This is a genomic window from Arthrobacter sp. JSM 101049, assembly GCF_041679245.1.
Classification (GTDB): Bacteria; Actinomycetota; Actinomycetes; order Actinomycetales; family Micrococcaceae; genus Arthrobacter_H.
This window is the reverse complement of the sequence record NZ_JBGFFC010000001.1, coordinates 812,170-835,509: the sequence shown is the minus strand read 5'-3', so window position 1 is coordinate 835,509 and position 23,340 is coordinate 812,170. Positions and strand designations below refer to the sequence as shown.

Below are 23,340 nucleotides of genomic sequence, written 5' to 3'. Positions count from 1 at the left end.
GGAGGATGGACATGCACGCACAGGAGATCGTCCGCGAGGACATGCACGACGACGGAATCCTCACCTGGACCCTCGACGCCCCCGGCACGGCGGTGAACCTGCTCGACGCCGCCTTCATCGCGGCCCTGGCCGGGCGACTCGACGCCGCGGAAGCGCGTCTGGCCGAGGACCAGGCCGCGATCGCCGGCATCATCCTCACCTCGGCGAAGGAGAGCTTCTGCGCCAGCGCGGACCTGGACGCCATGGCCGCGGCCACGCCGACCGACGCGCAGGCCGTTTACGACCTGGCCCTGGGCATGGCGAGCGCGTTCCGCCGGCTGGAGACCCTGGGGGTTCCCGTCGTGGCCGCCGTGAACGGTTCGGCCCTCGGCGGTGGCCTGGGCCTGGCCCTGGCCACGAACCACCGCATCGCCCTGGACGAGCCCGGCATCCGCTTCGGCCTGCCCGAGGTCGGTTTCGGCCTCTGCCCGGGCGCCGGCGGCGTGCTGCGCACCGTGCGGCTGCTGGGCGTGGAGCGTTCGCTGGACGAACTGCTGCTCGGCGGCTCCAGCTTCGGCACGCAGGACGCCATCCAACGGGGGATCGTCGACGAAGCGGTCGACGACGAGGAGGAGCTGATCCCGGCGGCCCGGCAGTGGCTCCGCGAGAACCCCCACGCAGTCCAGCCCTGGGACGCAGACGGCTACCGGATCCCCGGCGGGATCCCCGGGCTCCCCGCGGCGACGGGCACCGACGCCGTCGCCGCCGTCCTGCAATTCCTGCCGGCCCGGCTGCGCAGCCGCCGCGATGCCCTGCACAACCCCGCACCGCGTGCGATCCTGGCCGCGGCCGTCGAGGGCGCGCAGGTGGATGTCAACACCGCCGCCGTCATCGAGGCCCGGTACCACACCCAGACCGTCGTCGACCCGGTGTCCACCGCGATGATCGGCCTGCGGCATGCCGACCGCAAGGCGGCGGGCCAGCAGTCGGTGGATGCAACGACGGGCGCGGTGCCGGATTCCGTGACCGCCGCCGCGGGAGAGTCCGTCCCCGGCGTGCACACCGATCACCAGGGCAACCCGGATGCAGACGCGGACGAAGCGCTGGATCCGGCCCGGCGCGCCGGGCCGGATGCCGCGCGTCGAATGGTCGTCGACCTCAACGATGCCGCCCGGGTGGCAGCTGGCGACCTGGTGGCCGAGGGCATGGCGGGTATCTCCGTCGTGCGCGCCGCCGGACAGGCAGGACTGTCCTCGCCGCTGTACCAGTCGATCGAGGAGGCCGTCGGGCAGACGGCCGGTGCCCACGTCCCCGCCACCGGCGGCACCGGCGCGCAACAGCCCGGACTGGATACCGCGGCAGCCCAGCGGCGTCTCCTCTCGGCCATCGCCGAGGCCGGACGCCGGCATCTCGCCGATCGCGACGCCGCGGCGGTCGCGGCGTTGAACATCGCCTCGGTCGACGGCGCGGGCTTCCCGGCCTGGACGGGTGGCATCGCCCGTTGGAGGGATGCCTAAAACTCCAGCGAGGCCTCGTCACTCACCGAGAGCGACAACACGGCAGTCTCGATCATCTCGTGGCCTTCGAGCTCCTGTTCGATGCGGCGCATCTGCCGGGCGACCTCCTCCTCGGGGTCATCGCCCTCCAGGTCCACCTCGGCGACCAGGAACAGCCGCCCGGGACCGATGTACTCCAGATGCAGGTAGGTCACGCGGGCGATCTCCGCGTGCTCCTGCAGGGAGTGCCCCACCCGGCTGCGGATTTCCGGCGTCGAGCTGGCGCCGATGAGAAAATGCCGGTTCCGGTCGATGAGCACCAGGGCCACCACGCCGAGCAAGGCGCCGATCACGATCGACCCCAGGGCGTCCCAGATGGCATTGCCGGTGATCTCGTGGACGAAGATGCCGGCCGCCGCCACCACCAGGCCGACCAGGGCCGCCGAGTCCTCCGCGACCACCGCACGCAGCGTCGTGTTGGAGGTGTGCAGGACCAGCCGGAACACCGAGGTGTCCGCCTTCCGGGCCTGCCGGCGGGCCTGAACGATGGCCTGGGTGAAGGAGATGCCCTCGAGCACGAACGCGACGCCCAGGACGATGTAGGCAAGGTTGGCCGATTCCACCGGGGCCGGATTCGCCAGTTCCTGGACGCCATGCATGACGGAGAAGACCGCGCCGGCGGTGAAGATGCCGACAGCGGCGAACATCGACCACACGTAGGCCTCCCGGCCATGGCCCAGCGGGTGCCGCTCGTCCTTGGGACGGGACGAACGGCGGTCGGCGACCAGCAGGAAGACCTCGTTGCCGGCATCGGCCCAGGAGTGGGCTGCCTCGGCCATCATCGACGCCGAGCCGGTGATCACGGCAACCACGGTCTTGGCGATGGCCACCAGCAGGTTGGCGAGAAAGGCGATCAGGACCGTCATGTGGGAACCTCCATGGCGCCAGTGTATGACCGGGTGCCGGGCCGGTGACAGGCCCGGTGTAGCGTAAGGGCCACGGTGCCATGGCGGCACCCGAAACGGATGTGCACCATGGCAACACCGAACCAACCCGTCCTGGGCGTCCTGGGCCGCTCACGCAAGACCGACGAACACCGCGTCCCGATCCACCCGGGCCACCTGGAACGGATCGATCCCGGGATCCGGCGGCGCATGGTCCTGGAGGAGGGCTACGGCAGGCGCTTCGGCTACTCGGATGGGGACCTCGGAACGCTGGTCGGCGAGGTCACCACGCGCGCCGGGGTGATCGCCGCCGCCGATACCGTCCTGCTGGCCAAGCCGCAGGCCAGGGACCTCGAGGACCTGCGCGAGGGCCAGACCCTCTGGGGCTGGCCGCACTGCGTCCAGGACCGCGAACTGACCCAGCTGGCCATCGACAAGCGCCTGACCCTGATCGCCTTCGAGGCCATGAACCACTGGGCCCGTGACGGCGGGTTCTCGCTGCACGTCTTCCACAAGAACAACGAGCTGGCCGGCTACAGCTCGGTGATCCACTCCCTGGCGCTCACCGGGGTCACCGGTGACTACGGGCGCCGGCTCACCGCCGTCGTCATCGGGTTCGGGGCCACCGCGCGGGGAGCGGTCACCGCGCTGAAGGCCCACGGCATCACGGACATCCGGGTGCTGACGAACCGCAAGGTCGCCTCCGTGGCCGCGCCGATCCACTCCGTGGACATGATCCAGTTCGACCACGACGGCGGCCCCTACCTCAGCGAGGTCATCACCGACGACCGTGGCCGGGTCCCACTGGCCCCGTTCCTGGCCGAAAGCGACATCGTGGTGAACTGCACGCTGCAGGACCCCAACCACCCGCTGCTCTACCTGCGCAGCGCCGACCTGGACGCCTTCTCCCCGGGCAGCCTGGTCATCGACGTCTCCTGCGACGGGGGCATGGCGTTCGAGTGGGCACGGCCGACGAGCTTTGCCGATCCGATGTTCACCGTGGGGACGAACATCGACTACTACGCGGTGGACCACAGCCCGTCCTACCTGTGGAACTCGGCCAGCTGGGAGATCAGCGCCGCGCTGCTGCCGTTCCTCGAGGTGGTCCTGGGCGGGCCCGCGGCCTGGGCCGGCAGCGAGACCATCACGCGGGCCATCGAGCTGCGTGACGGTGTCATCGCCAATCCCGCCATCCTCGCATTCCAGGACCGCGCGGCCGACTACCCCCACGGGCCAGCCAACCGGTCCTAGCCGGCGGTCCGGCCGGCTGCTTGCCCCTGAAGCCCGCCGGGCCTACCTTGAGGGAAAGCGGACCCGGGAGAACGGTGCCCGCGTGGGCATCCAGGAGGTAGCCATGGCAGCATCCGACGGCACGGTGATCATCGGGGGAGGCCTCGCGGCAGCCCATGTGGTCCAGACCCTGCGCGAGCACGGCTACCCGAATGGCATCACGCTCATCGGCGACGAGCCCACCGCGCCCTACGAGCGTCCGCCGCTGTCCAAGGACTACCTGCAGGGCAAGCAGGCCGCGGATGCCTCCATCGTGCACGACGCCGGCTGGTACGCCGAGCATGACGTCAGCCTGGTGTTGGGGGAGCAGGCCGCCTCCATCGACCGGCAGCACCACGTGGTGCGGCTGGACTCCGGCTCCGAGCACCCCTACGGGAACCTGGTGCTGGCCACCGGGGCCGATTCCCGCCGGCTTGAGGTGCCCGGCGCCGACCTGCCGGGCGTCCACCTGCTGCGCCGCGTCGGCGACGCCGAGTCCCTCAAGGATTCCTTCAGCGCTGGCGGCCGGCTGGCCGTGGTGGGAGCCGGATGGATCGGACTCGAGGTCGCCGCCAGTGCCCGGCAGGCGGGCATGGAGGTCACCGTCGTTGCCCCGGGCAGCACGCCGCTGGGCTCCGTACTCGGCCAGGAGATCGGCGCTCACTTCGCCGCACTGCACCGGGCCAACGGCGTGGAGCTGCGCCTGGGCACGCAGGTGAGCGGCATCATCGAGCGCGACGGGCGAGCCGCCGGCCTGGAGACTTCCGCCGGGGAGGTGCCTGCCGACGTCGTGCTCATCGCCATCGGGGCGGTGCCGGCCACCGGCCTGGCGGAGGCGGCCGGGCTGGACGTCGCGAACGGGGTGCTGGTGGACAGCGCGCTGCGCACCAGCGACCCGGACATCCTGGCCGTCGGGGACGTCGCCAACGCCCAGAACACCCGGCTGGGCCGGTTGCGCGTCGAGCATTGGGACAACGCCATCCGACAGGGCACGCTGGCCGCCCAGACGATCCTGGGCCACGACGACCGCTACGACTGGCTGCCCTACTTCTTCACCGACCAGTTCGACCTGGGCATGGAGTACGTCGGCCATGCGGGCCCGGACGCACAGACCGTGATCCGCGGGAAACTGGAGTCCGGGGAGTTCATCGCCTTCTGGCTTGAGGACGGAACCGTGGCCGCCGCGATGAACGTGAACATCTGGGACGTCAACGACACCCTGCGCGCCCTGGTCGGCCGCAGCATCGAGCCCGCACGCCTGGCCGATGCGGAGATTCCCCTCGCCGCATTGTGAACCCGCGGCGGCCGGGGCCGGCGGGGATGCCGATGCTGCGGGAATGAACCGACCTCCCTAGACTGTTGACCTCGGTACGCGCCATGGACAGCAACGAGGCACCTGGCCGGTCACCAACACCGCCCCAAGCCCTCGAAGGTAGGAACCACCGCATGACCACCCCGCCCCGCACCACCCTGCTCTCCGGACGACCCCTGCTCATGGCCATGGTCGCCCTCGCGCTGGGTGGTTTCGGCATCGGCACCACGGAGTTCTCCATCATGGGCCTGCTGCAGGAAGGCGCCGCGGACCTCGGGGTCGGCAACGCCGACATGGGGCTGATGATCTCCGCCTACGCCGTGGGCGTCGTCGTCGGGGCGCCGCTGCTCACGGCCCTGGGCGCGCGGGTGGCCCACAAGACCATGGTCTCCTGGCTGATGGTGCTCTTCACCGTCGCCAACTTCTCCTCGTTCCTGGCCCCGACCTACGACAGCATGCTCGCCACCCGGTTCCTCTCCGGGTTGCCGCACGGTGCCTACTTCGGCCTGGCGGCCATCCTGGCCGGGAACTTGGTGCCGCCGACCATGCGCGGCCGGGCGATCGCGTGGGTGATGATGGGCCTCTCGGTCGCCAACGTCCTGGGGGTGCCCGCGGTGACCTGGCTGGGACAGCAGCTGGGCTGGCGCTGGATGTTCGCCTCCGTCGCGATCATCGGGGTGCTCACCCTCATCTCCATCCGCCTCTGGGTGCCCTATAACCCGATCCACGAAGGGGCCAGCATCCGCCGGGAACTCACCGCGCTGCGCAGCGGCCGGGTGTGGATGGCCATGGCCACCGGGATCGTTGGGTTCGGCGGGTTCTTCGCCGTCTACTCCTACATCAGCCCGACCCTGACCGACGTAACCGGGCTGCAGGCGTCCGCGGTCCCGCTGGTGCTGGGGCTCTACGGGATCGGCATGGTCTTCGGCAACCTGCTCGGCGGCCGGCTGGCCGATTGGTCCGTGCACGGCAGCATCTACATCGCCACGATCGCGATGGTGGTGTTCATGAGCGCCTTCGGGCTGCTCTCTCCCTACCCGGTCCCGGCACTGGTCCTGGTCTTCATCCTGGGCGGCACGGGATCGATCCTGGTGCCGAGCTTGCAGGCCCTGCTCATGGACTCGGCCCCCAAGGCGCAGTCGCTCGCGGCATCGCTGAACCACTCAGCGCTGAACATCGCCAACGCCCTGGGCGCGGCCCTGGGCGCGGCGGTCATCAAGCTCGGGTTCGGCTACCAGGCGCCGGCGTTCCTGGGCGCCGGGCTGGCTCTACTGGGCCTGTGCCTGGCGCTGCTGACCGCACGGGTGTTCAAGGCACGTGCCGCCGCCGATGCACGGGCGGTGGCCGTCGGCCACTCCAGCTGATCCCGGGCGCCGCTACTGCTAGCCCGCCGACTCGGCGGCGCTGATGTTGAACATCCAGCTGACGCCGAACTTGTCGGTCAGCTGCCCGAACGAGTCACCCCAGGGCGCCTGTTCCAGGGGCATGGTGACCGTCGCACTGTCGGAGAGCTTGTCCCACCAGCCCTGCAGGGTCTGGGCGTCTTGGCCGGTGGAGCCATCCGAGCTCAACGCCGTCGTGCCGTTGGGTGCGGCCGGATGGCCGCCTCCGGAGTCGCTGCCCATCAGGTGCAGGCCCCGTTCGATGAACAGGGACGAGTGCATGACCTTCTGGCCCAGGTCGGGATCCTTCTCGCCCATGCCGTCGGCAAACGTCAAGATGCTCAACTCGCCGCCGAAGACGCTGTTGTAGAACTCCATGGCCTCCCGTGCGTTGCCGTCGAAGCTCAGGTAGGGGGTCAGGCCGATGCCCATGGTGGTGCCCTTCTGCTCGGGGAACGGACACGGAGGTGTCCGCCACCATTCTTGCCCGGCCGCCGCCGTGTGAGAAGAGGTCAGCGCTCCCGGTCCGAGGAGAGGTCATCGCCGCGGTCTGCCTGCTCCCGCGTCGTGGTGGTGCCGGTGGCTGCGCCCGGCCAGGAGCCGGAGCCGGAGGGTCCGGAACCGGTGGGGAGGGGGCCAGATTCGATGGGGCCAGGTGTGCTGGGCGGGGCAGCGGATTCCGCCGTCGTACTGGTGGAGGCGTCCTGGCGGTCCTCCGGGGCGTCGGGAATGTCCTGCGCCGAGGGGCCGGTGCGGCCGCGTGCGGATCGCCCGGCCTTGGCGTAGGCCGGGGCCTGGCTGGAAATCAGCACGTTGATCCACCGGGCCTTCGGGTCGGCGTCGACGAGCAGGGCCTTGAGCAGCAGGGTCGCCGGCAGGGCCAGCAGGGCGCCGAGCCAGCCGAGGACCCAGTACCAGAACAGCAGCGACAGGAACGAGACCGTCGGGGTGACCCCCACGGACTGGCCGGTGAACTTGGGCTGGATGATCGACTGGACCGTGAAGTTCAGCAGGCTGTAGGCCGCCACGACCGTGATCGCCGGGCCGGGGCCTCCGTCGAGCAGGGCCAGCAGGGCCGGCGGGACCAGGCCGATGACGAAGCCGATGTTGGGAATGTAGTTCGTCAGGAACGCGAGCACGCCCCAGACCCAGATCAGCTCGATCCCCAGGATCGCCAGAACCCAGACGTCGAGCAGTGCAACGATCAGCCCGAACACCGTGGTGACGACCCAGTAGCGCCGGACGCCCCGGCTGAAGACCATGATGGCCTCGGTGAAGCGCGGGTTGATTCCGCCCATGACGCCCAGCCGGCGGCGGATCTGCGTGGAGTCCATCCCGAGGAAGAACACCGTCATCACCACCGTGGCCAACAGTGACATCACCGAGGAGACGTTGTCCAACAGCGGGCGGACCACGTTCATGATGCTGCCGGCGTTGATGGACTTCAGCTGCTCGACCACCATGGACGAGCTGATCCCCCAGGTCGCCAACCAGGCGGAGAGATTGTCCCAGAGGTCCACGAACTCCTTGTTGTACCGCGGCAGGGCCAGGAGCAGCTCGCTGCCGGCCCACGCGGTGGCACCGAGGAACGCCACGAGCAGCACGAGGACGAGGAGCACCGTCAGGACCGCCGCCAGGTACCGATGCACCACACGGGACATGAGCAGCTGCAGCGGATAGGCCACGATCATCAGGTTCAGGCCCAGGAACACCGGGGCGACGATGCCGGCCAGGCCTTGGACGAAATGCAGGGTGATCGCCAGTCCGGCCAAGCCGAGGCAGATCAGCACGAAGCGCGGCATCGGCGCCCGGGACGGGGCAACCGGTGTCGACTCGTGCGCCCTCGACGTTTCCATCGGTGATGGCCCCCCTGCTCTGGTTCGGGTCCCAGTTTACGGGCGCCCCCCGGCGGCCGGCATCGGCCCAGGGGATGAGATTGGCCGGCCGGGAGGTGCTCCGATTGGCGCATCATGGCCCGGGTACTGTAGATTATTAAATCGTCCCGGACGTCGGAATGCGACGGCGGGGGCAACCTGCGGGGGTATGGCGCAGTTGGTAGCGCGTCTGCATGGCATGCAGAAGGTCAGGGGTTCGAATCCCCTTACCTCCACCACAGGAAAAAGGGCTTCTCGGTTCGGGCAGAACTGTGGGGCCCTTTTCGTTGCGCGGGATCCGGCGCGCCGCTATCGTGCGGGAAACACCGTCTGGCAGTGCACCCGGCACCCGGAAGGACAACCGGCCATGAAATTCCTGCTCACCTCGGCGGGCATCGCCAACGACAGCATCGGCGAGGCGCTCGTCCGCCTGCTCGGCAAGCCCATCTCCGAGGCCACTGCCCTCATCATCCCCACGGCCATCTACTCCTTCCCCGAGGGCGGCAGGATGGCCTGGCAGGCCATTTCCGGGGCGGCACCGAATCCCCTGTGTGGACTGGGCTGGAAGTCCCTGGGGGTGCTGGAACTGACGGCGCTGCCCAGCATCCGGAAGGAGAACTGGGAGCCCATGGTCCGGAACGTCGACGCGTTGCTGGTCTGGGGTGGCGACGTGCTCTACCTGTGCCACTGGATGCGCCGGTCCGGGCTGGCGGACATCCTGCCGGACCTGGACCGGACGCTCTACGTGGGCATGAGCGCCGGGAGCATCGCCATGACACCCCATAACTGCGACGCCGAGTTCGACCTGGGCTTCGTCCCCGAGGACAGCGACCGCGGCGGGGAAGCGGAGCGCGGGATCGGGCTGGTGGATGTCGCCCTCTACCCGCACTTCGGGAACCCGGACATGGAGGACACCTCCGCAGCCAACATCGGACGGTGGGCTGCCGGGATCCCCGTGCCGACCTATGCCATCGACGACCAGACCGCCCTGGTCGTGGAGGACGGCACGGTTGAGGTGGTCTCCGAGGGGAGCTGGCAGTTTTTCACCCCGTAGGACCCTGGCACCGTGGGTCAGCGTGGGGCCGATCCCCCTGGCTCGGACTCAGCTGCCGTCGAGCGTCCGGGTCGGCTGCAGCAGCAGCGACTGCCGCTTCTGGTGCACCGTCAGGTAGCGCAGTCCCTCCGGTCCGGCGGTGAACGCGCGGCGGGACCGGCGTGGCAGCCACACCAGCGCGCCGGGTACCAACTCGAGGTCCCCGCGCTCGGTGGAGAGCGCACCGGTGCCGCCGAGCACGTGGATCATGACGTCGAGTTCGGGACCGGCAAAGGCGTCGATGGCGCCGCCGGGTTCCAGGGCGATGATGTTCGAATCCAGGTCGCGCTCGGGCACGGGGACGTTCCAGACCGCACCCGAGGCGCCCGGTGCACCCGTGTCGGCCGCCACGTCGCGGGTGTTCAGCAGGACCCGGGGCAGCGGCGTGCTGGCTAGCTTGGTGATCCTGATCCGCCAGACGGAGGGCCCGCGGTCGAGGTAGTCCCAGCCGTGGCTACCGGGGTGCCCGGCCTCGAACTCCCCGCGCAGGGGCAGCGGGTCGTGGTCGTTGACCAGGATGAACGCCCCGCCAACCGGGAGCCCGGCGTAGGCGGCCATGATCGCCGGATGCCGGTCGGCGCGGGACAGGCCGCGGGCATCGAGTTCCGGCACGGCGGTGGGGTCGGTGGATGTCATGGGCGGTCTCCTTGCACTTCGCGATCCCTGCGGGCGTCGACGGCCGCGCGGACCCGCCGGTAGTCGTCCGTCGACCGGGCGACGAGCAGCACCTGCCCGACCCGGGTCGGCGTGGCGGTGAGGGTCTCGACGGCGGCGGCGATGGCGTCGTCCAGCGGCCAGGCGTAGATCCCCGCGCTGATCAGCGGGAACGCGACGGAGCGGGCCCCGAGCTCGTCGGCGACCTCGAGGCTGCGCCGGTAGCAGGATTCCAGGAGCGAGCGGTCGCGCTGCCCGGCGGCGTGGTTGGGGCCGACCGTGTGGATGACCCAGCGTGCCGGCATCCTCCCGGCCGTGGTCCAGCCGGCGTCCCCGGTGGCCAGGCCGTGCGGGAAGCGGGCGATGCAGTCCGCCAGCACGTCCGGTCCGCCGGCGCGGTGGATGGCCCCGTCGACCCCGCCGCCGCCGCGCATCGCGGAGTTCGCTGCGTTGACGACGGCGTCGACCTCCTGGGTGGTGATGTCGCCGTGGACGGCGTCCAGTTGCGTCATGGGTTCCCTTCCTGCGGCTCGTGCCGCTGTTGGCCCTACAGCCTTCCGACCCAGTCCACCACGGGATCCAGCGTGGCGAAGGAGGCCCCGGCGTCGTCCTCGTGGAACAGCGTGATGGAGGGCAGCTCCCCGCGCTTGAACAGGCGCGTGTACGCGTCGGCCGGGCGGGAACCGCCGATGACGACGACGGCGCTGTTGCGTTCCGGGGCGATCGAGCGGGCCAGGGCGATGCCGTGGAGCCGGCCGAAGAGCGGCGGGCTGGCCAGGACGAGCCCGTCGTAGAAGACGATGTCGTTCGCGGCGGCATTGCGCACGGGGATCTGCTCGGCCAGGTGCCCGGCCCCCTGCAGCGCCCCCTCGAGGGCCTGGGCATAGGCGCGGGTGCGTTCGTTGCGGTCATAGTGGACGATGGCGATGGTGCGCATGGGTGCCTCCTCGCATCAGAACAGCGGCGATTGGTCGGCGGCCGGGGGCAGCACGCCCTCGAGCCGGAGCAGGAAGAGCTTGCGGTCGATCCCGCCCCCATAGCCGGTCATCGACCCGGTGGAGCCGATGACGCGGTGGCAGGGCACGATGATCGAGACGGGGTTGCGCCCGTTGGCGGCCCCGACCGCGCGGGTCAGGTGCGGATCGCCCAGCTCCGTGGCGAGCTGGCCGTAGCTGAGCGTGGCGCCGTAGGGGATCCCGGCCAGCCGGTCCCAGACGCGGTGCTGGAAGTCGGTGCCCTGGGCGTTCAGCGGCACGGAAAAGGTGGTCCGCGTCCCTGCGAAGTAGCCGCGCAGTTCCTCCATGGCCTGGGCGATGACCTCCGGCACGTCGGCACCGGAGACCTCGGTGCCCGCAGTCGGGCCCGGTGGCAGGTGGGCGTGGTCCTGCATGTGCACGCCGCAGAGGCCGCGGCTGGTGGCCGTCAGGCGCAGCCATCCGATCGGCGATGCCATCTGCGCGTACACGGTCATGGCCGCTACCGGGTGATCTCCGCGAGAGCGCCATCCAGTTCGGGATGGGCGAAGGTGAAACCGGCCTGGAACAGCCGGCGCGAGGTGGCGTGGCGGCCGGTCAGCCCGAGCGCGGGATCCGACCGCAGGGCGGCCGCCCCGATCTTCAGCAGGGGCTCGGGGGTTGGCAGGCCGAAGCGCTTCAGCGGCCCCGGCGCCAGGACCCGGCGCAGCCCGCGCATCAGCTCCGCGTTGCGCACCGGGCGCGGGGCGGCGGCGATGACGACGCCGTCGGGAAGCTTCAGGCCGGGTTCCAGCCCGAGTCCGGCCCGCACGATGCGCAGCCAGTCCTCCAGGTGGATCCAGCTGAACCACTGGCGTCCCGAGCCGACGGGGCCTCCGAGGCCGGAACGGGCGAGCAGGGCCAGCCGGTCGAACGCCGGGGATTCCTGCTCCAGGACGACGGCGGCGCGCAGGATCGTCGTGTGCGTTGCGTTGGCCCCGTTGAGGGCCTCCTCCCAGGGGCGGGCGACGCCGGTCATCTGCGGCAGGGTGGCGGGGCCATCTGGCAGCGGGGAGTCCTCGGTCAGCCGCTCCTCGCCCGCGTCGGAGTAGATCGCCGTGGTGCTGGCCTGGATCCACCGCTCCACGTGCGCGCCGTCCTTCCGGCTGGCCTGGACCAGCGCCCGGGTGGCGTCGACGCGGGAGTCGCGCAGCTCGTCGACCGCTTCTGCGGACGGACGGACGTCGACCAGGCGGCCGGCGAGGTTGACCAGGCTGACCGTCCCGCCCTCGTGGGCCAGCTCGTCCGTCCAGGCGCCCTGGCTGCGGCCATCCCACGTGACCTGGCGGAACGGCGAGTCGACGCGTGGGGTGCGGGTGAGGATGGCGGGTTCGAGTCCGCGGCAGAACAGGTCGGCGGCCAGTCGGGTGCCGAGGAAGCCGTTGCCCCCGGCGATGACCACGCGGCGGCCAGGATCGGTGCGGCCGCCGGCCAGCCGGAAGAGCCGGGCGCAGTTCTCGGCGAAGTGGGCCGCGAGGGGTTTGGCGGCGGTCTCGGTGAAGACGGCCGAGCCGTAGCCCTCGATGGCGACCCTCTGCGTCAGGAGGGTTCCGCCGTCGTGCTGTGTCATTTCCCAGTGGACAAGCAGGCCACCGCCGGGCTGGTGCTGGCGCCAGGAGAAGGCGATGCCGGGCTGGTATCGGGTGACGACGGCGTCGGGGGCGGTGCGGGAGTGGATGGCGCCGAGCAGCGGCGGGTTGGGGGTGTAGGCCAGCCGGGTGCCGGGGCCGGGTTCGCCGTCGTGCTCGGGGACCAGCGAACGCACGGCGCGGTTCCATTCGGGCAGGCGGGCGGGGTCCGAGACGACGCGCCAGACGTCCTCCGGCGGCAGTGCGAGGACATGGTGCTGTGTGCGGTTCCAGGCCATGGTTTCAGCTTAGCCGCGAACGGTGTGGGCGCGAGGGGACGGGCCCTGACGCAGCGGGGGTGGCCACCCCTGCGGGATGGCCACCTCCGTGCTGGTTGTGGTGTGGTTAGGCCGTGCGGCGTTTGGTGATGAAGCCCCAGATGACCAGGACGATCAGGGCACCGATGATGGCCCAGATCCAGGACACGATGCTGAAGAACTCGTTCATGTCGGCGCCGAAGAGCGCGCCGCCGATCCAGCCTCCGAGGATGGCGCCGATGACGCCGAGAATCAGGGTGGCGATCCATCCGCCGCCTTGTTTGCCGGGCAGGATCGCCTTCGCGATGGCGCCGGCGATGAGTCCGAGAAGTAGAAAAGCCAGAAAATTCATGCTGTCCCTCCTTGCGTCTCCCACAGTTGTGGGCCTTGTGCCCCCGGGATCACAACGTCCCGGCGGGGCTGTTCGCCATGATACCAAGCACTTTTGACGGAGTCAGTACATCGTGTGCGGCATCGTGTGCGGTCCTTGCACACGGCGGTCAGGACGCGGGCGAGGCCCCCGGGCCGGAGACGAAGTCGGCCAGGGCGGCGGACTGGGCCAGACGGCACTCGTTGTTGAGGTACATCATGTGCCCGGCCTCGTGGTAGTGGTGCGAGAACCGGTTCCGGGCCTGCTCGGGCAGCTGGAGGTGGGCCCAGGTGTACTCGGTGGCGGTGAACGGGGTCGCACCGTCGAAGTAGCCGTAGTCCACGTGCACACGCAGGTCCGGCAAGTCGACCATCAGCCGCTCGAGATCGCCGGAGACATCGACCGGCGCGCCCTCGAAGGTGCGGTAGCTCCACGGCTGGACCCTGCCGGTCAGGACCTCGTAGGGCAGGTCCGACTCGTAGCCCAGCTCAGTGCGGACATAGTGGTTGATGGCCGCGGCGTAGGGGCCGGTGATGGCCCGCATGCTCGGGTCTTCCCAGGTGTGGGATTCCTGGGCGCGCGGTGGCTGCGCGGTGAACCGGCCGTCGATGCGCCCGACGAGCAGGCCCCGCTCGCGCAGCAGCTCGGTGGCGAACTCCATGTAGTCCCAGCGCAGGTTGGTCCGGCGGATGAAGGCCTCGGACAAGGTGGTCAGTTCGGCAAGGTGGCGCACGACGGCGTCGTGCTTGCGCTTGGTCAGCCGACTGCCCAGGTGCAGGGCCAGGACGTAGTCGCCGGAGGCGTAGTCCTGCGCGTCGCGGACGACCTCGGCCAGCGGGCGGTTTCCGTGCCGGCCGTGGTGGTGGGCGATGGCCGCGTAGGTGGGCAGGTGCAGCGCGTAGGGGGTGTCGCTGCCCGGCTGGAAGTCCAGGGTGGAGAGGTTCAGCACGGTGCTGATCAGCCCCAGTCCATTGACGGCCAGGCCGTGGGCGTCGTAGAGCCGGCGCGCCACGGCCACGGCGCGCAGCGTTCCGTAGCTTTCGCCGACCAGGTACTTGGGGGAGAGCCATCGGCCGTTGCGGGTGGTCCACAGGCGGATGACCTCCGCGATGAGGTCGCGGTCCTCGATGAAGGCGTGGAACTCGTCCGTCTTGCCGCCGTCGACCACCCGGGAATAGCCCGTGTCGACCGGGTCGATGACGACCAGGTCGGCGTGTTCGAGGAGGGATTCGTGGTTGTCCACGAGGGCGTACGGCGGCGGCGTCATGGCTCCGACATCGCCGGTGTGCACACGGCGGGGGCCCAACAAGCCCAGGTGCAGCCAGAGGCTGGCCGAGCCCGGCCCGCCGTTGAAGGCGAAGACGACCGGGCGGGGGTTGGGTGTGCGGTTCTGGCCAGCCTCGTCGGCCGTGGCGTCGGCGTCGCCCGAGGCGTCCGCGGTATAGGCGACCAGGAAGATCTCGGCCTTGGGCAGGTGACCGCCGTTGGTCCCGTTGAGGGCCTCTTCGCGGCGCAGGACCATCCGGCCGGTCGTACTGGTGTAGGCCAGGCCCGAGGCGGTCTGGTGCCTGCGGACGACGAAGTCATCGGCCACCGCCGGGCCGGTGGATGCCTTGTCCTGGTCTCGGTCGGCGGGCGGGAAGGCGTTGGCCGGCTCCGGGGATGCGGAGGCCGGGGATGTCTGCTCTGCCATGGGTTTGAGCGTACCGCACGGGATTCGGCGCCAGGCAGGGGCACCACGCCGGCTGCCGGAAGGTCGTGGACGTGCCACGGCCCCGGCCGGCGGTGCCGGTTCCGGGGCCGTGCTGCCGTGTTCGGCGGCAGGTGGGGATGCTGGTCAGCTGCGGGCGCGGGCCTTCGCCGTGCTGCTGACCTGGGTTTCCATCTCGCTGAATTCGCCGTCGATGACGGGGTTCTCCTTGTGGGTCATGCGCGAGACGATGACGGCGACGATGACGTTCAGGGCAAAGGCCGGGACGATCTCGTACAGGAAGCTGTGCAGCTCGGGGATCTTGCCCCAGACGAACACGGTGACCGCCCCCACGATCAGGCCGCTGACGGCTCCCGCGGTGGTCAGCTTGCGCCAGTACAGGCTCAGGATCACCAGGGGGCCGAAGGCAGCGCCGAAACCTGCCCAAGCGAAGGAAACCAGCTGCAGGACGCTCGCGTCGCGGTCCAAGGCGATCAGGAACGCGACCACCGCGATGACCAGGACGCCGGTTCGCCCCAGCATGACCTGCTTCTTGGCCGTGGTCTCCCGGCCGACGATGTTGTAGAGGTCTTCTACGAGGGCGGAGGAGGAGACGATCAATTGCGACGAGATGGTGGACATTACGGCGGCCAGGACCGCTGCGAGGACCAGGCCGGCGATGAACGGGTGGAAGAAGATCTGGCTGAGCAGCAGGAACACCGTCTCGGGGTCCGTGATCTCCTTGGCCGGATCGTCCGCGAAGTAGGCGATGTCGACCAGGGCCGTGGCCACGGCGCCAAGCGCTGAGATCGCCATCCAGCTGATGCCGATCCGCCGGCCGACCTTCGCGTCGGCGGGGGTGCGCAGCGCCATGAAGCGGACGATGATGTGGGGCTGGCCGAAGTAGCCGAGGCCCCATGCGGCCGCGGAGATGACGCCCAGGAGCCAGATCCCGGTCGGGTCGACGCCCAGGCCGTTGAAGAGGTTCAGCGCACCGGGCTGTGCCTGCTTAATCCCGTCGATGGTGGCGCCGATGCCGCCGGTGGCGATGACGCCCACGATGGGTACGGCGATCAGGGCAGCGAACATCAGCAGCCCTTGGGCCACGTCGGTCAGTGTCGCGCCGAGGAATCCGCCGAAGAGCGTGTAGGCGAGGGTGACGATGGCCACCGTTGCCATGCCCACCAGGTAGGGCCATCCGAAGGAGCTCTCGAAGAACTTGCCCGCCGCGACCATGCCGGAGGAGACGTAGAAGGTGAAGAAAACCAGGATGATCAGCGATGAGGCGATGCGCAGGACGTGGGAGTTGTCCTTGAGCCGCTTCTCGAAGAAGCTCGGGATGGTGATCGCGTTCTGCGAGACCTCCGTGTAGGAGCGCAAGCGCGGGGCAACGAACTTCCAGTTCAGCCACGCGCCGATGGTCAGGCCGATGGCGATCCAGGCCTCGATCAGGCCCGATGCGTAGATCGCCCCGGGCAGGCCGAGCAGCAGCCAGCCCGACATGTCGGAAGCGCCGGCGGAAAGTGCTGCGACCCCGGGCTTCAGGCCACGGCCCGCGAGCATGTAGTCGTCCAGGTCCTTGGTTTGGCGAAAGGCGAAATAGCCGATGCCCAGCATGGCCGCGAGGTAGACGACGATGGCCGCCAGCTGGAATGCATGTTCAGACATGGTTCCTCAATTGTCCGGTTGTTGGGATGTGCCGCCCCCAGGGTGTGCCACGGAACGGTGCGTCCGGCGCTCTCGGTTGGCGAATGCCGGGCGGTGCGAGTGAGTGGTCTTCCCGAGTATGGCACCAACGCACTTGACATGTGATCGGTGTCACGCCGCTGTTACATGTTCGTGACCACGTTCGGGGAATTCTCCGCGAGCCCATCCGCCTGCGTCTCGAGGGCGCTGCGCACAGCGGCGATGACGGGATTCTGCGTGCTGGATTCGCGCGCGGCCGTAAAGACCGTGCGCCACGGACGTGAGGGCACCTCGATGGAGCGGAGCTGTGGGTTCCGGTGGGCCCACACCAGGTCCGGCAACAGGGCGACGGCGTTCCCCGACTCCACGAGGGCGATGTGTGCCTGCAGGTCCGCCGATTCGTACCTCACGTCCGGTTCGAATCCGGTGGAGCGGCACAGTTGTTCGGCCCAGTGTCGTGATGCCGTTCCGCGTGGTTCCATCACCCACGGCAGGCGGGCGGCCTGCTCCAGGGACTCGACGTAGAGGCCGAGCAGTTCCGGGTCCGCGACGCCCAACCGGATCGAGTCAAGCACCAGCGGCCGGCGGTCCAGCCCCGGGTAGCGCGGCATCGCATGGCCCGGGTACTGTTCGGCCACCACCAGGTCGAAGTCCCGTGCCCACGTCTCGTGGAGCGCCGTCTCCGGCTCGTGCTGGGTCATCTCCACCCTGACCCCCGGGTGGTCGGCGCGCAGCCGTGCCAGCGCACCGGGCAGCAGGGCCAGGGCGGCGCTTTGGAACATGGCCAGGCGGACCGTCCCGGAGGTCTCCGGCAAGGTGCTCGCCAGCGCGGCCTCGGCCCGTTCGAGGGACTCGAGCAGTTCGGTGGTGTGGGCGACCAGGACCTGTGCCTGCGGGGTGAGGGCCAGGCGCCGTCCGCTGCGACGCAGCAGGACCACGCCGGTCTCCTTCTCCAGCAGGGCCAGCTGCTGGGAAACGGCGGAGGGGCTGTAGTTCAACGCCGCCGCCACGCCGGCGATGGTGCCGCGGATGCTCATTTCGCGCAGGAGGCGCAGCCGTCGGACCTCGAGCATGGGGCCTCCCTCCGGGCTCCAGCGGAACCACCATCAAACCATCACGTTTGCTTCATCTCATTGTTCACTAATCGTCGCTTTTCCTTAAGCCACGGGACTTCGATACTGAAAGGTGTGGGGGACTCTGCCCCATTGTCGCGCGGCCGGTATCCACCGGTCTTGTCCTGCTAGGAGCACCACCGAAGTGACCAACGTTTCCCCGTCTGTTTCCCCGTCCGGGCAGCCGGACACCCTGGCTTCCCCGAAGGATCTCGCCGATGACGCCGTCGCCCTGGTCCGGCGCTGGCTCGTCGAAGGCGCGAAACAACCTGTCGACGCCTCGGCCCAGCAGCTCGCCGGCGTGTTGAAGGATCCGAAAGGGCTGGACTTCACCGTCGGTTTCGTCGACGGCGTCATCCGTCCCGAGGACCTGCACGTCGCCGCCCGCAACCTGCGGTCCCTGGCCCCCCAGGTCCCTGGGTTCCTGCCCTGGTACATGCGCTCGGCCGTCGCGCTCGGCGGCGTCATGGCCCCCGTGGTTCCCGGTTTGGTCATTCCCATCGCCCGCCGGGTGCTGCGCGAGATGGTCGGCCACCTGATCGTCGATGCCACCGATGCCAAGCTCGGCCCGGCCATCGCGAAGATCAAGCGCGACGACGTCCGGCTGAACATCAACCTGCTCGGCGAGGCCATCCTGGGTGAAAAGGAAGCCGACCGCCGGCTGGAGGGCACCCAGCGCCTGCTGCGCCGGCCCGACGTCGACTACGTCTCCATCAAGGTCTCCTCGACCGTTGCCCCGCACAACCACTGGGCGTTCGACGAGGCCGTCGGGCACATCGTGGACAAGCTCGCCCCGCTCTACCGGATCGCCCGCGATGCCTCCCCGCGCAAGTTCATCAACCTGGACATGGAGGAATACAAGGACCTCGACCTGACGATGGCGGTGTTCATGCGCCTGCTCTCGCTGGACGAGTTCCGTGACGTCGAGGCAGGCATCGTGTTGCAGGCCTACCTGCCGGACGCGCTGTCCGCGATGATGACCCTCCAGGAGTTCGCCGCCGAACGCGTCGCCGCCGGCGGAGCCCCGGCCAAGGTCCGCCTGGTCAAGGGCGCGAACCTGCCCATGGAGATCATGGAGGCGGATATCCACGGCTGGCCCACCGCGACCTGGCACTCCAAGCAGGCCACCGACACCTCCTACAAGTCGGTGCTGGACTACGCCCTGCGCCCGGAGCACATCGCCAACGTGCACCTGGGCGTGGCCGGGCACAACCTGTTCGACATCGCCTTGGCCCACCTGCTGGCCGAGGCCCGCGGCATCACCGACGGGCTGGACTTCGAGATGCTGCTGGGCATGGCCACCGGCCAGGCCGCGGCCGTCAAGGCCGACGTCGGCTCCCTGCTGCTCTACACCCCGGTGGTCCACCCCGGCGAGTTCGACGTCGCGATCGCCTACCTGATCCGCCGCCTCGAGGAGGGCGCGAGCCAGGAGAACTTCATGTCCGCGGTCTTCGAGCTCGACGGCAACGAGGCCCTGTTCGAACGCGAAAAGCAGCGCTTCCTCGCCTCCCTTGAGGACCTCGGCGACGCGGTCCCGGCCCCCAACCGGATCCAGGACCGCCGCGAGTACGACGCCGATGCTGCCGCCACCGAGGTCGCCGAACTCGCCTCCGGGGCACGCGGGTTCGCCAACACTCCGGACACCGACCCCGACCTGCCCGGCAACCGGGCCTGGGGCGCCGGAATCCTCGCCCGGGTCCCCGGCTCCACATTGGGCACCGCGACCATCGAGGCGCACACGCTGACCACCACCGGGCAGGTCGACGACGTCGTCGCCGCGACCCACGCCGCCGCCGAGGCCTGGGGGAAGCTCAGCGGTGCCGAGCGCGCCGCCGTCCTGCACCACGCCGGCGAGCGGCTGGCCGCCCGCCGGGCCGAGCTGCTGGAGGTCATGGCCGCCGAATGCGGCAAGACGCTCGACCAGGGCGACCCCGAGGTCTCCGAGGCCATCGACTTCGCCCACTTCTACGCCGAGTCCGCCCGGGCGCTCGACGACGTGGACGGCGCCACCTACATCCCCTCGCGGCTGACCGTGGTCACCCCGCCGTGGAACTTCCCGGTCGCCATCCCGGCCGGCTCCACCCTTTCGGCACTCGCGTCCGGATCCGGCGTCGTGATCAAACCGGCCAAGCAGGCCGCCCGTTCCGGTGCCGTCATGGTCGAGGCCATCTGGGAGGCGCTCGACGCCGCCGGGATCGGGCGGGAGCTGCTCTCCTATGTCCAGCTCTCCGAACGCGACCTCGGCACCCGGCTGGTCTCCCACCCCAGCGTCGACCGGCTGATCCTCACCGGCGGCTACGAGACCGCCGAACTGTTCCGCTCCTTCCGCCAGGACCTGCCGCTGCTGGCCGAGACCTCCGGGAAGAACGCCATCATCGTCACCCCGTCGGCCGACCTGGACCTGGCCGCCCGCGACGTGGCCGCCTCGGCCTTCGGGCACGCCGGGCAGAAGTGCTCCGCCGCCTCGCTGGTGGTGCTCGTCGGCTCCGTGGCCACCTCGCGGCGCTTCCACAGCCAGCTCGTCGATGCCGTCCGGTCGCTGAAGGTCGGCTACCCCGTGGACGCCGGGACGCAGATGGGCCCGGTCATCGAACCGGCGCAGGGCAAGCTGCTGCGCGGGCTGACCACGCTGGGTCCCGGCGAGCAGTGGGTGCTGCAGCCGCGCCAGCTCGACGACTCCGGCAAGCTGTGGAGCCCGGGCGTGCGTTCGGGCGTGCAGCGCGGCTCCGAATACCACCTGACCGAGTACTTCGGTCCGATCCTGGGCGTCATGACCGCCGGGACGCTTGAGGAAGCGGTCGGCATCGTCAACGACATCGACTACGGGCTCACCTCCGGGCTGCATTCGCTGGACCCGGAGGAGCTGGCGTACTGGCTCGACAACGTCCAGGCCGGCAACCTCTACATCAACCGCGGCATCACCGGCGCCATCGTGCGCCGCCAGCCGTTTGGCGGGTGGAAGAAATCGGCCGTCGGTGCCGGGACCAAGGCCGGCGGCCCGAACTACCTGGTCGGCATGGGCTCCTGGGCCGACGCCCCGGTCAGCGCCCAGGCCATGGCCGCCGCCGAATCCCACGCCGCCGTCTCGCACGCGACGGTGCGCACGGCCACGGGCATGGACACCTCGGAGGGCTCCTACGCCGACGTCGCCGGCGGCAGCGACATCCTCGGCATCGTCGCGGCCGAGGCCGGCACGGCGTCCGGAAACGCCATCGAACCCGGCGACTTCGCCTGGCTGCAGGGCGCCCGCGCCACCGACGCCGCCCAGCTGGCCGGCGAATTCGGCGTCGCGAAGGACGTCTCCGCGCTGCAGGCCGAGCGCAACGTCTTCCGCTACCGCCCCGTCCCGGTCACCATCCGCTACGAACAGGCCACCTCGGGCCATGGGCTGGCCGAGCTGCTGCGCGTGGTCTCCGCCGGGCTCGGCGCCCATGCGGCGACCAGCACCCACGGCATCAGCGGCCGGGCCGGCACCAGCACCCGCCCGGGCTCCGGCATCACGGTCAGCGTGTCCGCCGACCTGCCCGCCCGCGTGCTCGCCGCGCTCCGGGCGGAAGGCGTGCAGGTGGCGGTCGAGGACGGCGCCGCCTGGGCCGGACGGGTGGGGCGGTTGGCCGCCAAGACAGGACCGGACTCGGGTGCGCGGATCCGCTACATCGGCGCCTCCGCGCAGGACACCTACGCCGCGGCCCAGGGCAAGCCCGACGTGGCCGTCTACGACCACCCGGTGGTCGCCGCGGGCCGGGTCGAGCTGCTGCCGTTCCTGCGTGAACAGGCCATTTCGATCACCGCCCACCGGTTCGGCACCCCGAACCACCTCACCGACGCGATCCTCTAGGGAGCCGATCCCAGCAGCAGCGGCCCGGGCTCCACGGCCCGGGCCGCCGCTGTATCCGGGGGTGCACGGCGAGGCGACGGTTCCGTCTGTCGTCGACCCGCCCCGAAAAACTGGCCAGAACCCTATCTGCCGGGCCTACCATGGGCCATGGACGGAAGACAGGTGGAGGGCATCGTCAAACGCGGCTTCTCCGGGGCGCTCGCCGGTGTGGCGGGCACGGCAGCCATGAGCGCCGCACTGGGGATTTCCGACCTCTTCGGGGTCATGGACCGACAACCCCCGCGCATCATCATCGAGGACCTGCTGCCCGGCCTGTCGGAGGACGCAACCACGTCCGTGGCACTGGTCTCCCACCTCGGTTACGGTGTCGGCGCGGGGGCGGCCTACGGGGTCCTGGTCGCGCCGGAGCACCGCAACGGGTGGACGGGCGCCCTCTACGGCATCGCCGTGTGGGCCGTGGGGTACGAGGGATGATTGCCGCTGCTGGGGATCCTGCCGCCGGCCCACCGGGACAAACCTGCCAGGTCGTGGACGATGTTCACGGCACATGTGGTCTACGGTGCCGCGTTGGGGCGGGCAGCGGGACGCCGCCATCGGCGTTACTCCTGCCGGTAGTGGTCGACGCCCTCGTGGTGTCCGGCAGGCCCGAATCCGCGTCGGGTGAGCAGCCGGGCGGAGACGGCGTTGTCGGGGTGGACGCGGGCGGTGAGCGCGTCCGTTCCATAGAGGGCGGGAACCGTGGCCACGGCTGCGTCGACCATGGCGCCGGCGATGCCGCGACCCCAGTGGCCGGGGGAGACCCAGTACCCGATCTCGACCCCGCCGACCCGGCGCATGGCGACCAGCAGACCCACCGGGTCGCCGGCCACTACCGCCAGAAACCAGCGGGTGGCACCGTCCTGGTCGAGCGGACCGTTCCGGAGGGCCGCCTGGATGCGGTCTTCGGTGTAGGGCCGGTCCCAAGTCCGCCCATCACCGACGTAGCGGGTCACCCGCTCGTCCGACGCCAGCTCGATGATGAACCCGGCGTCACTTGCACGGAAGGGGCGCAGGGCGACCGACGGGGGCAGCGACCCGGGTGGCTTGTGACTGGCGCTGGCCCGGCAGTGCTGCTCGCCGTTCACGGGAGGGCCCCGACCCGGCGGGTTCCGAGGTGCAGGCAGGCCCAGAACGCCAGCGCGATCAGGCCAAGGCTCAGGACGGCGAAGCCCACCAAGCCCGTGGTCGACACCACATGCAGGCCTTCGAGGCGGTCACCGGCGGACAGCGGCGTGTAACCGAACCATCCGATCGTCGCGGGCTGGGAGGACGCCGCGGCCGTGACGACGATGCCGGCGATCACGGCCGCGCAGGAGCAGAGCAGGAGCACGTGCCTCAACACCGGTTGTTCATGACCCGACTATAGACAACGCCGGGGGCAGCCCGTCGTCGGAGGGGGGGCTATTCGGCGTCGTGGTCCGTTTCCAGGATGGCCACCAGCCGGTCGAGGGCGGCCTCGGCTCCTTCGCCGTCGGCCCGCAGGACCACGGTGGTGCCGTATTCGGCGCCCAGGCCCATGAGGGACAGGATGCTCGAGGCATCCAGGGCCTCGTCGGCCGGCTCGCCCTCGAGGGCAATGGTGACCTCGAGGTCGAGGTCGCCGGCGGCCTCGGCGAAGATGGCTGCCGGGCGGGCGTGGAGGCCGACGCGGCTGGCGATGGTGGCTGTACGTTCTGCCATGGTGTTCTCCTGGGGTGTATTGAT

At 70.1% G+C, this 23,340-nt stretch carries 22 protein-coding genes and 1 tRNA gene; 8 read left to right on the top strand and 15 right to left on the bottom strand.

Annotated elements, in window-relative coordinates:
* The first annotated feature begins 11 nt into the window (after positions 1-11).
* Positions 12-1,496: an enoyl-CoA hydratase/isomerase family protein gene (locus tag AB8M85_RS03910; RefSeq protein ID WP_372697447.1), complete on the top strand. Its 1,485-nt coding sequence runs from the start codon at positions 12-14 to the stop codon at positions 1,494-1,496.
* Here AB8M85_RS03910 and AB8M85_RS03905 read toward each other — a convergent pair.
* Positions 1,493-2,401 carry a cation diffusion facilitator family transporter gene (locus AB8M85_RS03905; RefSeq protein WP_372697446.1) on the bottom strand — a complete coding sequence of 303 codons (909 nt, stop codon included), beginning with the start codon at positions 2,399-2,401 and terminating at the stop codon, positions 1,493-1,495. The genes AB8M85_RS03910 and AB8M85_RS03905 overlap by 4 nt on opposite strands.
* Before the next feature lie 108 nt (positions 2,402-2,509).
* Here AB8M85_RS03905 and AB8M85_RS03900 point away from each other — a divergent pair, with 108 nt between their 5' ends.
* From AB8M85_RS03900 to AB8M85_RS03890, 3 genes are all read left to right on the top strand, one after another.
* Complete coding sequence (locus AB8M85_RS03900; RefSeq protein WP_372697445.1) at positions 2,510-3,670, top strand: N(5)-(carboxyethyl)ornithine synthase; 1,161 nt, start codon at positions 2,510-2,512, stop codon at positions 3,668-3,670.
* A 103-nt stretch (positions 3,671-3,773) separates the two neighbouring features.
* Positions 3,774-4,982 carry an NAD(P)/FAD-dependent oxidoreductase gene (locus AB8M85_RS03895; RefSeq protein ID WP_372697444.1) on the top strand — a complete coding sequence of 403 codons (1,209 nt, stop codon included), beginning with the start codon at positions 3,774-3,776 and terminating at the stop codon, positions 4,980-4,982.
* A gap of 152 nt (positions 4,983-5,134) precedes the next feature.
* Positions 5,135-6,364, top strand: a complete 1,230-nt coding sequence (locus tag AB8M85_RS03890) for an MFS transporter (protein WP_372697443.1) — start codon at positions 5,135-5,137, stop codon at positions 6,362-6,364.
* A gap of 18 nt (positions 6,365-6,382) precedes the next feature.
* On the opposite strand, the gene AB8M85_RS03885 is transcribed toward AB8M85_RS03890, so the two are convergent.
* Together AB8M85_RS03885 and AB8M85_RS03880 are read right to left on the bottom strand one after the other, a co-directional pair.
* On the bottom strand, positions 6,383-6,814 hold the full coding sequence (locus tag AB8M85_RS03885) for a VOC family protein (RefSeq protein WP_372697442.1): 432 nt from the start codon (positions 6,812-6,814) through the stop codon (positions 6,383-6,385).
* A gap of 80 nt (positions 6,815-6,894) precedes the next feature.
* Positions 6,895-8,238: an AI-2E family transporter gene (locus tag AB8M85_RS03880; protein WP_372697441.1), complete on the bottom strand. Its 1,344-nt coding sequence runs from the start codon at positions 8,236-8,238 to the stop codon at positions 6,895-6,897.
* Positions 8,239-8,419: 181 nt separating this feature from the next.
* On the opposite strand from AB8M85_RS03880, the gene AB8M85_RS03875 reads away from it, so the two are divergent.
* Both AB8M85_RS03875 and AB8M85_RS03870 read left to right on the top strand, forming a co-directional pair.
* Positions 8,420-8,495: transfer RNA gene (locus AB8M85_RS03875), tRNA-Ala, on the top strand.
* Positions 8,496-8,623: 128 nt separating this feature from the next.
* Positions 8,624-9,310 carry a Type 1 glutamine amidotransferase-like domain-containing protein gene (locus AB8M85_RS03870; protein WP_372697440.1) on the top strand — a complete coding sequence of 229 codons (687 nt, stop codon included), beginning with the start codon at positions 8,624-8,626 and terminating at the stop codon, positions 9,308-9,310.
* Positions 9,311-9,358: 48 nt separating this feature from the next.
* Here the strand turns inward: AB8M85_RS03870 and AB8M85_RS03865 are convergent, their stop codons facing one another.
* From AB8M85_RS03865 to AB8M85_RS03825, 9 genes are all read right to left on the bottom strand, one after another.
* Positions 9,359-9,985 carry a DUF2249 domain-containing protein gene (locus AB8M85_RS03865; protein WP_372697439.1) on the bottom strand — a complete coding sequence of 209 codons (627 nt, stop codon included), beginning with the start codon at positions 9,983-9,985 and terminating at the stop codon, positions 9,359-9,361.
* Positions 9,982-10,515 (bottom strand): O-acetyl-ADP-ribose deacetylase, encoded by a 534-nt coding sequence (locus tag AB8M85_RS03860; RefSeq protein WP_372697438.1) that lies wholly within the window; start codon positions 10,513-10,515, stop codon positions 9,982-9,984. The genes AB8M85_RS03865 and AB8M85_RS03860 overlap by 4 nt, the downstream gene beginning before the upstream one ends.
* Positions 10,516-10,550: 35 nt before the next feature.
* On the bottom strand, positions 10,551-10,940 hold the full coding sequence (locus AB8M85_RS03855) for a hypothetical protein (protein ID WP_372697437.1): 390 nt from the start codon (positions 10,938-10,940) through the stop codon (positions 10,551-10,553).
* Positions 10,941-10,955: 15 nt separating this feature from the next.
* Positions 10,956-11,474, bottom strand: coding sequence for a methylated-DNA--[protein]-cysteine S-methyltransferase (locus tag AB8M85_RS03850; protein WP_372697436.1), 519 nt, complete (start codon positions 11,472-11,474; stop codon positions 10,956-10,958).
* A gap of 5 nt (positions 11,475-11,479) precedes the next feature.
* Positions 11,480-12,883: a DUF1731 domain-containing protein gene (locus tag AB8M85_RS03845; protein WP_372697435.1), complete on the bottom strand. Its 1,404-nt coding sequence runs from the start codon at positions 12,881-12,883 to the stop codon at positions 11,480-11,482.
* Positions 12,884-12,989: 106 nt separating this feature from the next.
* Positions 12,990-13,253, bottom strand: coding sequence for a GlsB/YeaQ/YmgE family stress response membrane protein (locus tag AB8M85_RS03840; RefSeq protein WP_372697434.1), 264 nt, complete (start codon positions 13,251-13,253; stop codon positions 12,990-12,992).
* Positions 13,254-13,401: 148 nt separating this feature from the next.
* Positions 13,402-14,964: a S10 family peptidase gene (locus tag AB8M85_RS03835; protein WP_372697433.1), complete on the bottom strand. Its 1,563-nt coding sequence runs from the start codon at positions 14,962-14,964 to the stop codon at positions 13,402-13,404.
* A 144-nt stretch (positions 14,965-15,108) separates the two neighbouring features.
* Positions 15,109-16,629, bottom strand: coding sequence for a sodium/proline symporter PutP (gene putP, locus AB8M85_RS03830; RefSeq protein WP_372697432.1), 1,521 nt, complete (start codon positions 16,627-16,629; stop codon positions 15,109-15,111).
* Between the two features lie 161 nt (positions 16,630-16,790).
* The gene (locus AB8M85_RS03825; protein ID WP_372697431.1) at positions 16,791-17,720 is read right to left on the bottom strand and encodes a LysR family transcriptional regulator; all 930 of its coding nucleotides are present in this window, start codon (positions 17,718-17,720) and stop codon (positions 16,791-16,793) included.
* Between the two features lie 184 nt (positions 17,721-17,904).
* On the opposite strand from AB8M85_RS03825, the gene AB8M85_RS03820 reads away from it, so the two are divergent.
* Together AB8M85_RS03820 and AB8M85_RS03815 are read left to right on the top strand one after the other, a co-directional pair.
* A complete protein-coding gene (locus AB8M85_RS03820) occupies positions 17,905-21,597 on the top strand; it encodes a proline dehydrogenase family protein (protein ID WP_372697430.1) in 3,693 nt (1,230 codons plus the stop codon).
* A gap of 147 nt (positions 21,598-21,744) precedes the next feature.
* A complete protein-coding gene (locus AB8M85_RS03815; protein WP_372697429.1) occupies positions 21,745-22,071 on the top strand; it encodes a hypothetical protein in 327 nt (108 codons plus the stop codon).
* Positions 22,072-22,196: 125 nt separating this feature from the next.
* Here the strand turns inward: AB8M85_RS03815 and AB8M85_RS03810 are convergent, their stop codons facing one another.
* From AB8M85_RS03810 to AB8M85_RS03800, 3 genes are all read right to left on the bottom strand, one after another.
* Positions 22,197-22,721 carry a GNAT family N-acetyltransferase gene (locus AB8M85_RS03810; protein ID WP_372697428.1) on the bottom strand — a complete coding sequence of 175 codons (525 nt, stop codon included), beginning with the start codon at positions 22,719-22,721 and terminating at the stop codon, positions 22,197-22,199.
* Positions 22,718-22,975, bottom strand: coding sequence for a hypothetical protein (locus tag AB8M85_RS03805; protein WP_372697427.1), 258 nt, complete (start codon positions 22,973-22,975; stop codon positions 22,718-22,720). Before AB8M85_RS03805 ends, AB8M85_RS03810 begins: the two co-directional genes overlap by 4 nt.
* Positions 22,976-23,037: 62 nt before the next feature.
* Complete coding sequence (locus tag AB8M85_RS03800; RefSeq protein WP_372697426.1) at positions 23,038-23,316, bottom strand: HPr family phosphocarrier protein; 279 nt, start codon at positions 23,314-23,316, stop codon at positions 23,038-23,040.
* Between the last annotated feature and the right edge of the window lie 24 nt (positions 23,317-23,340).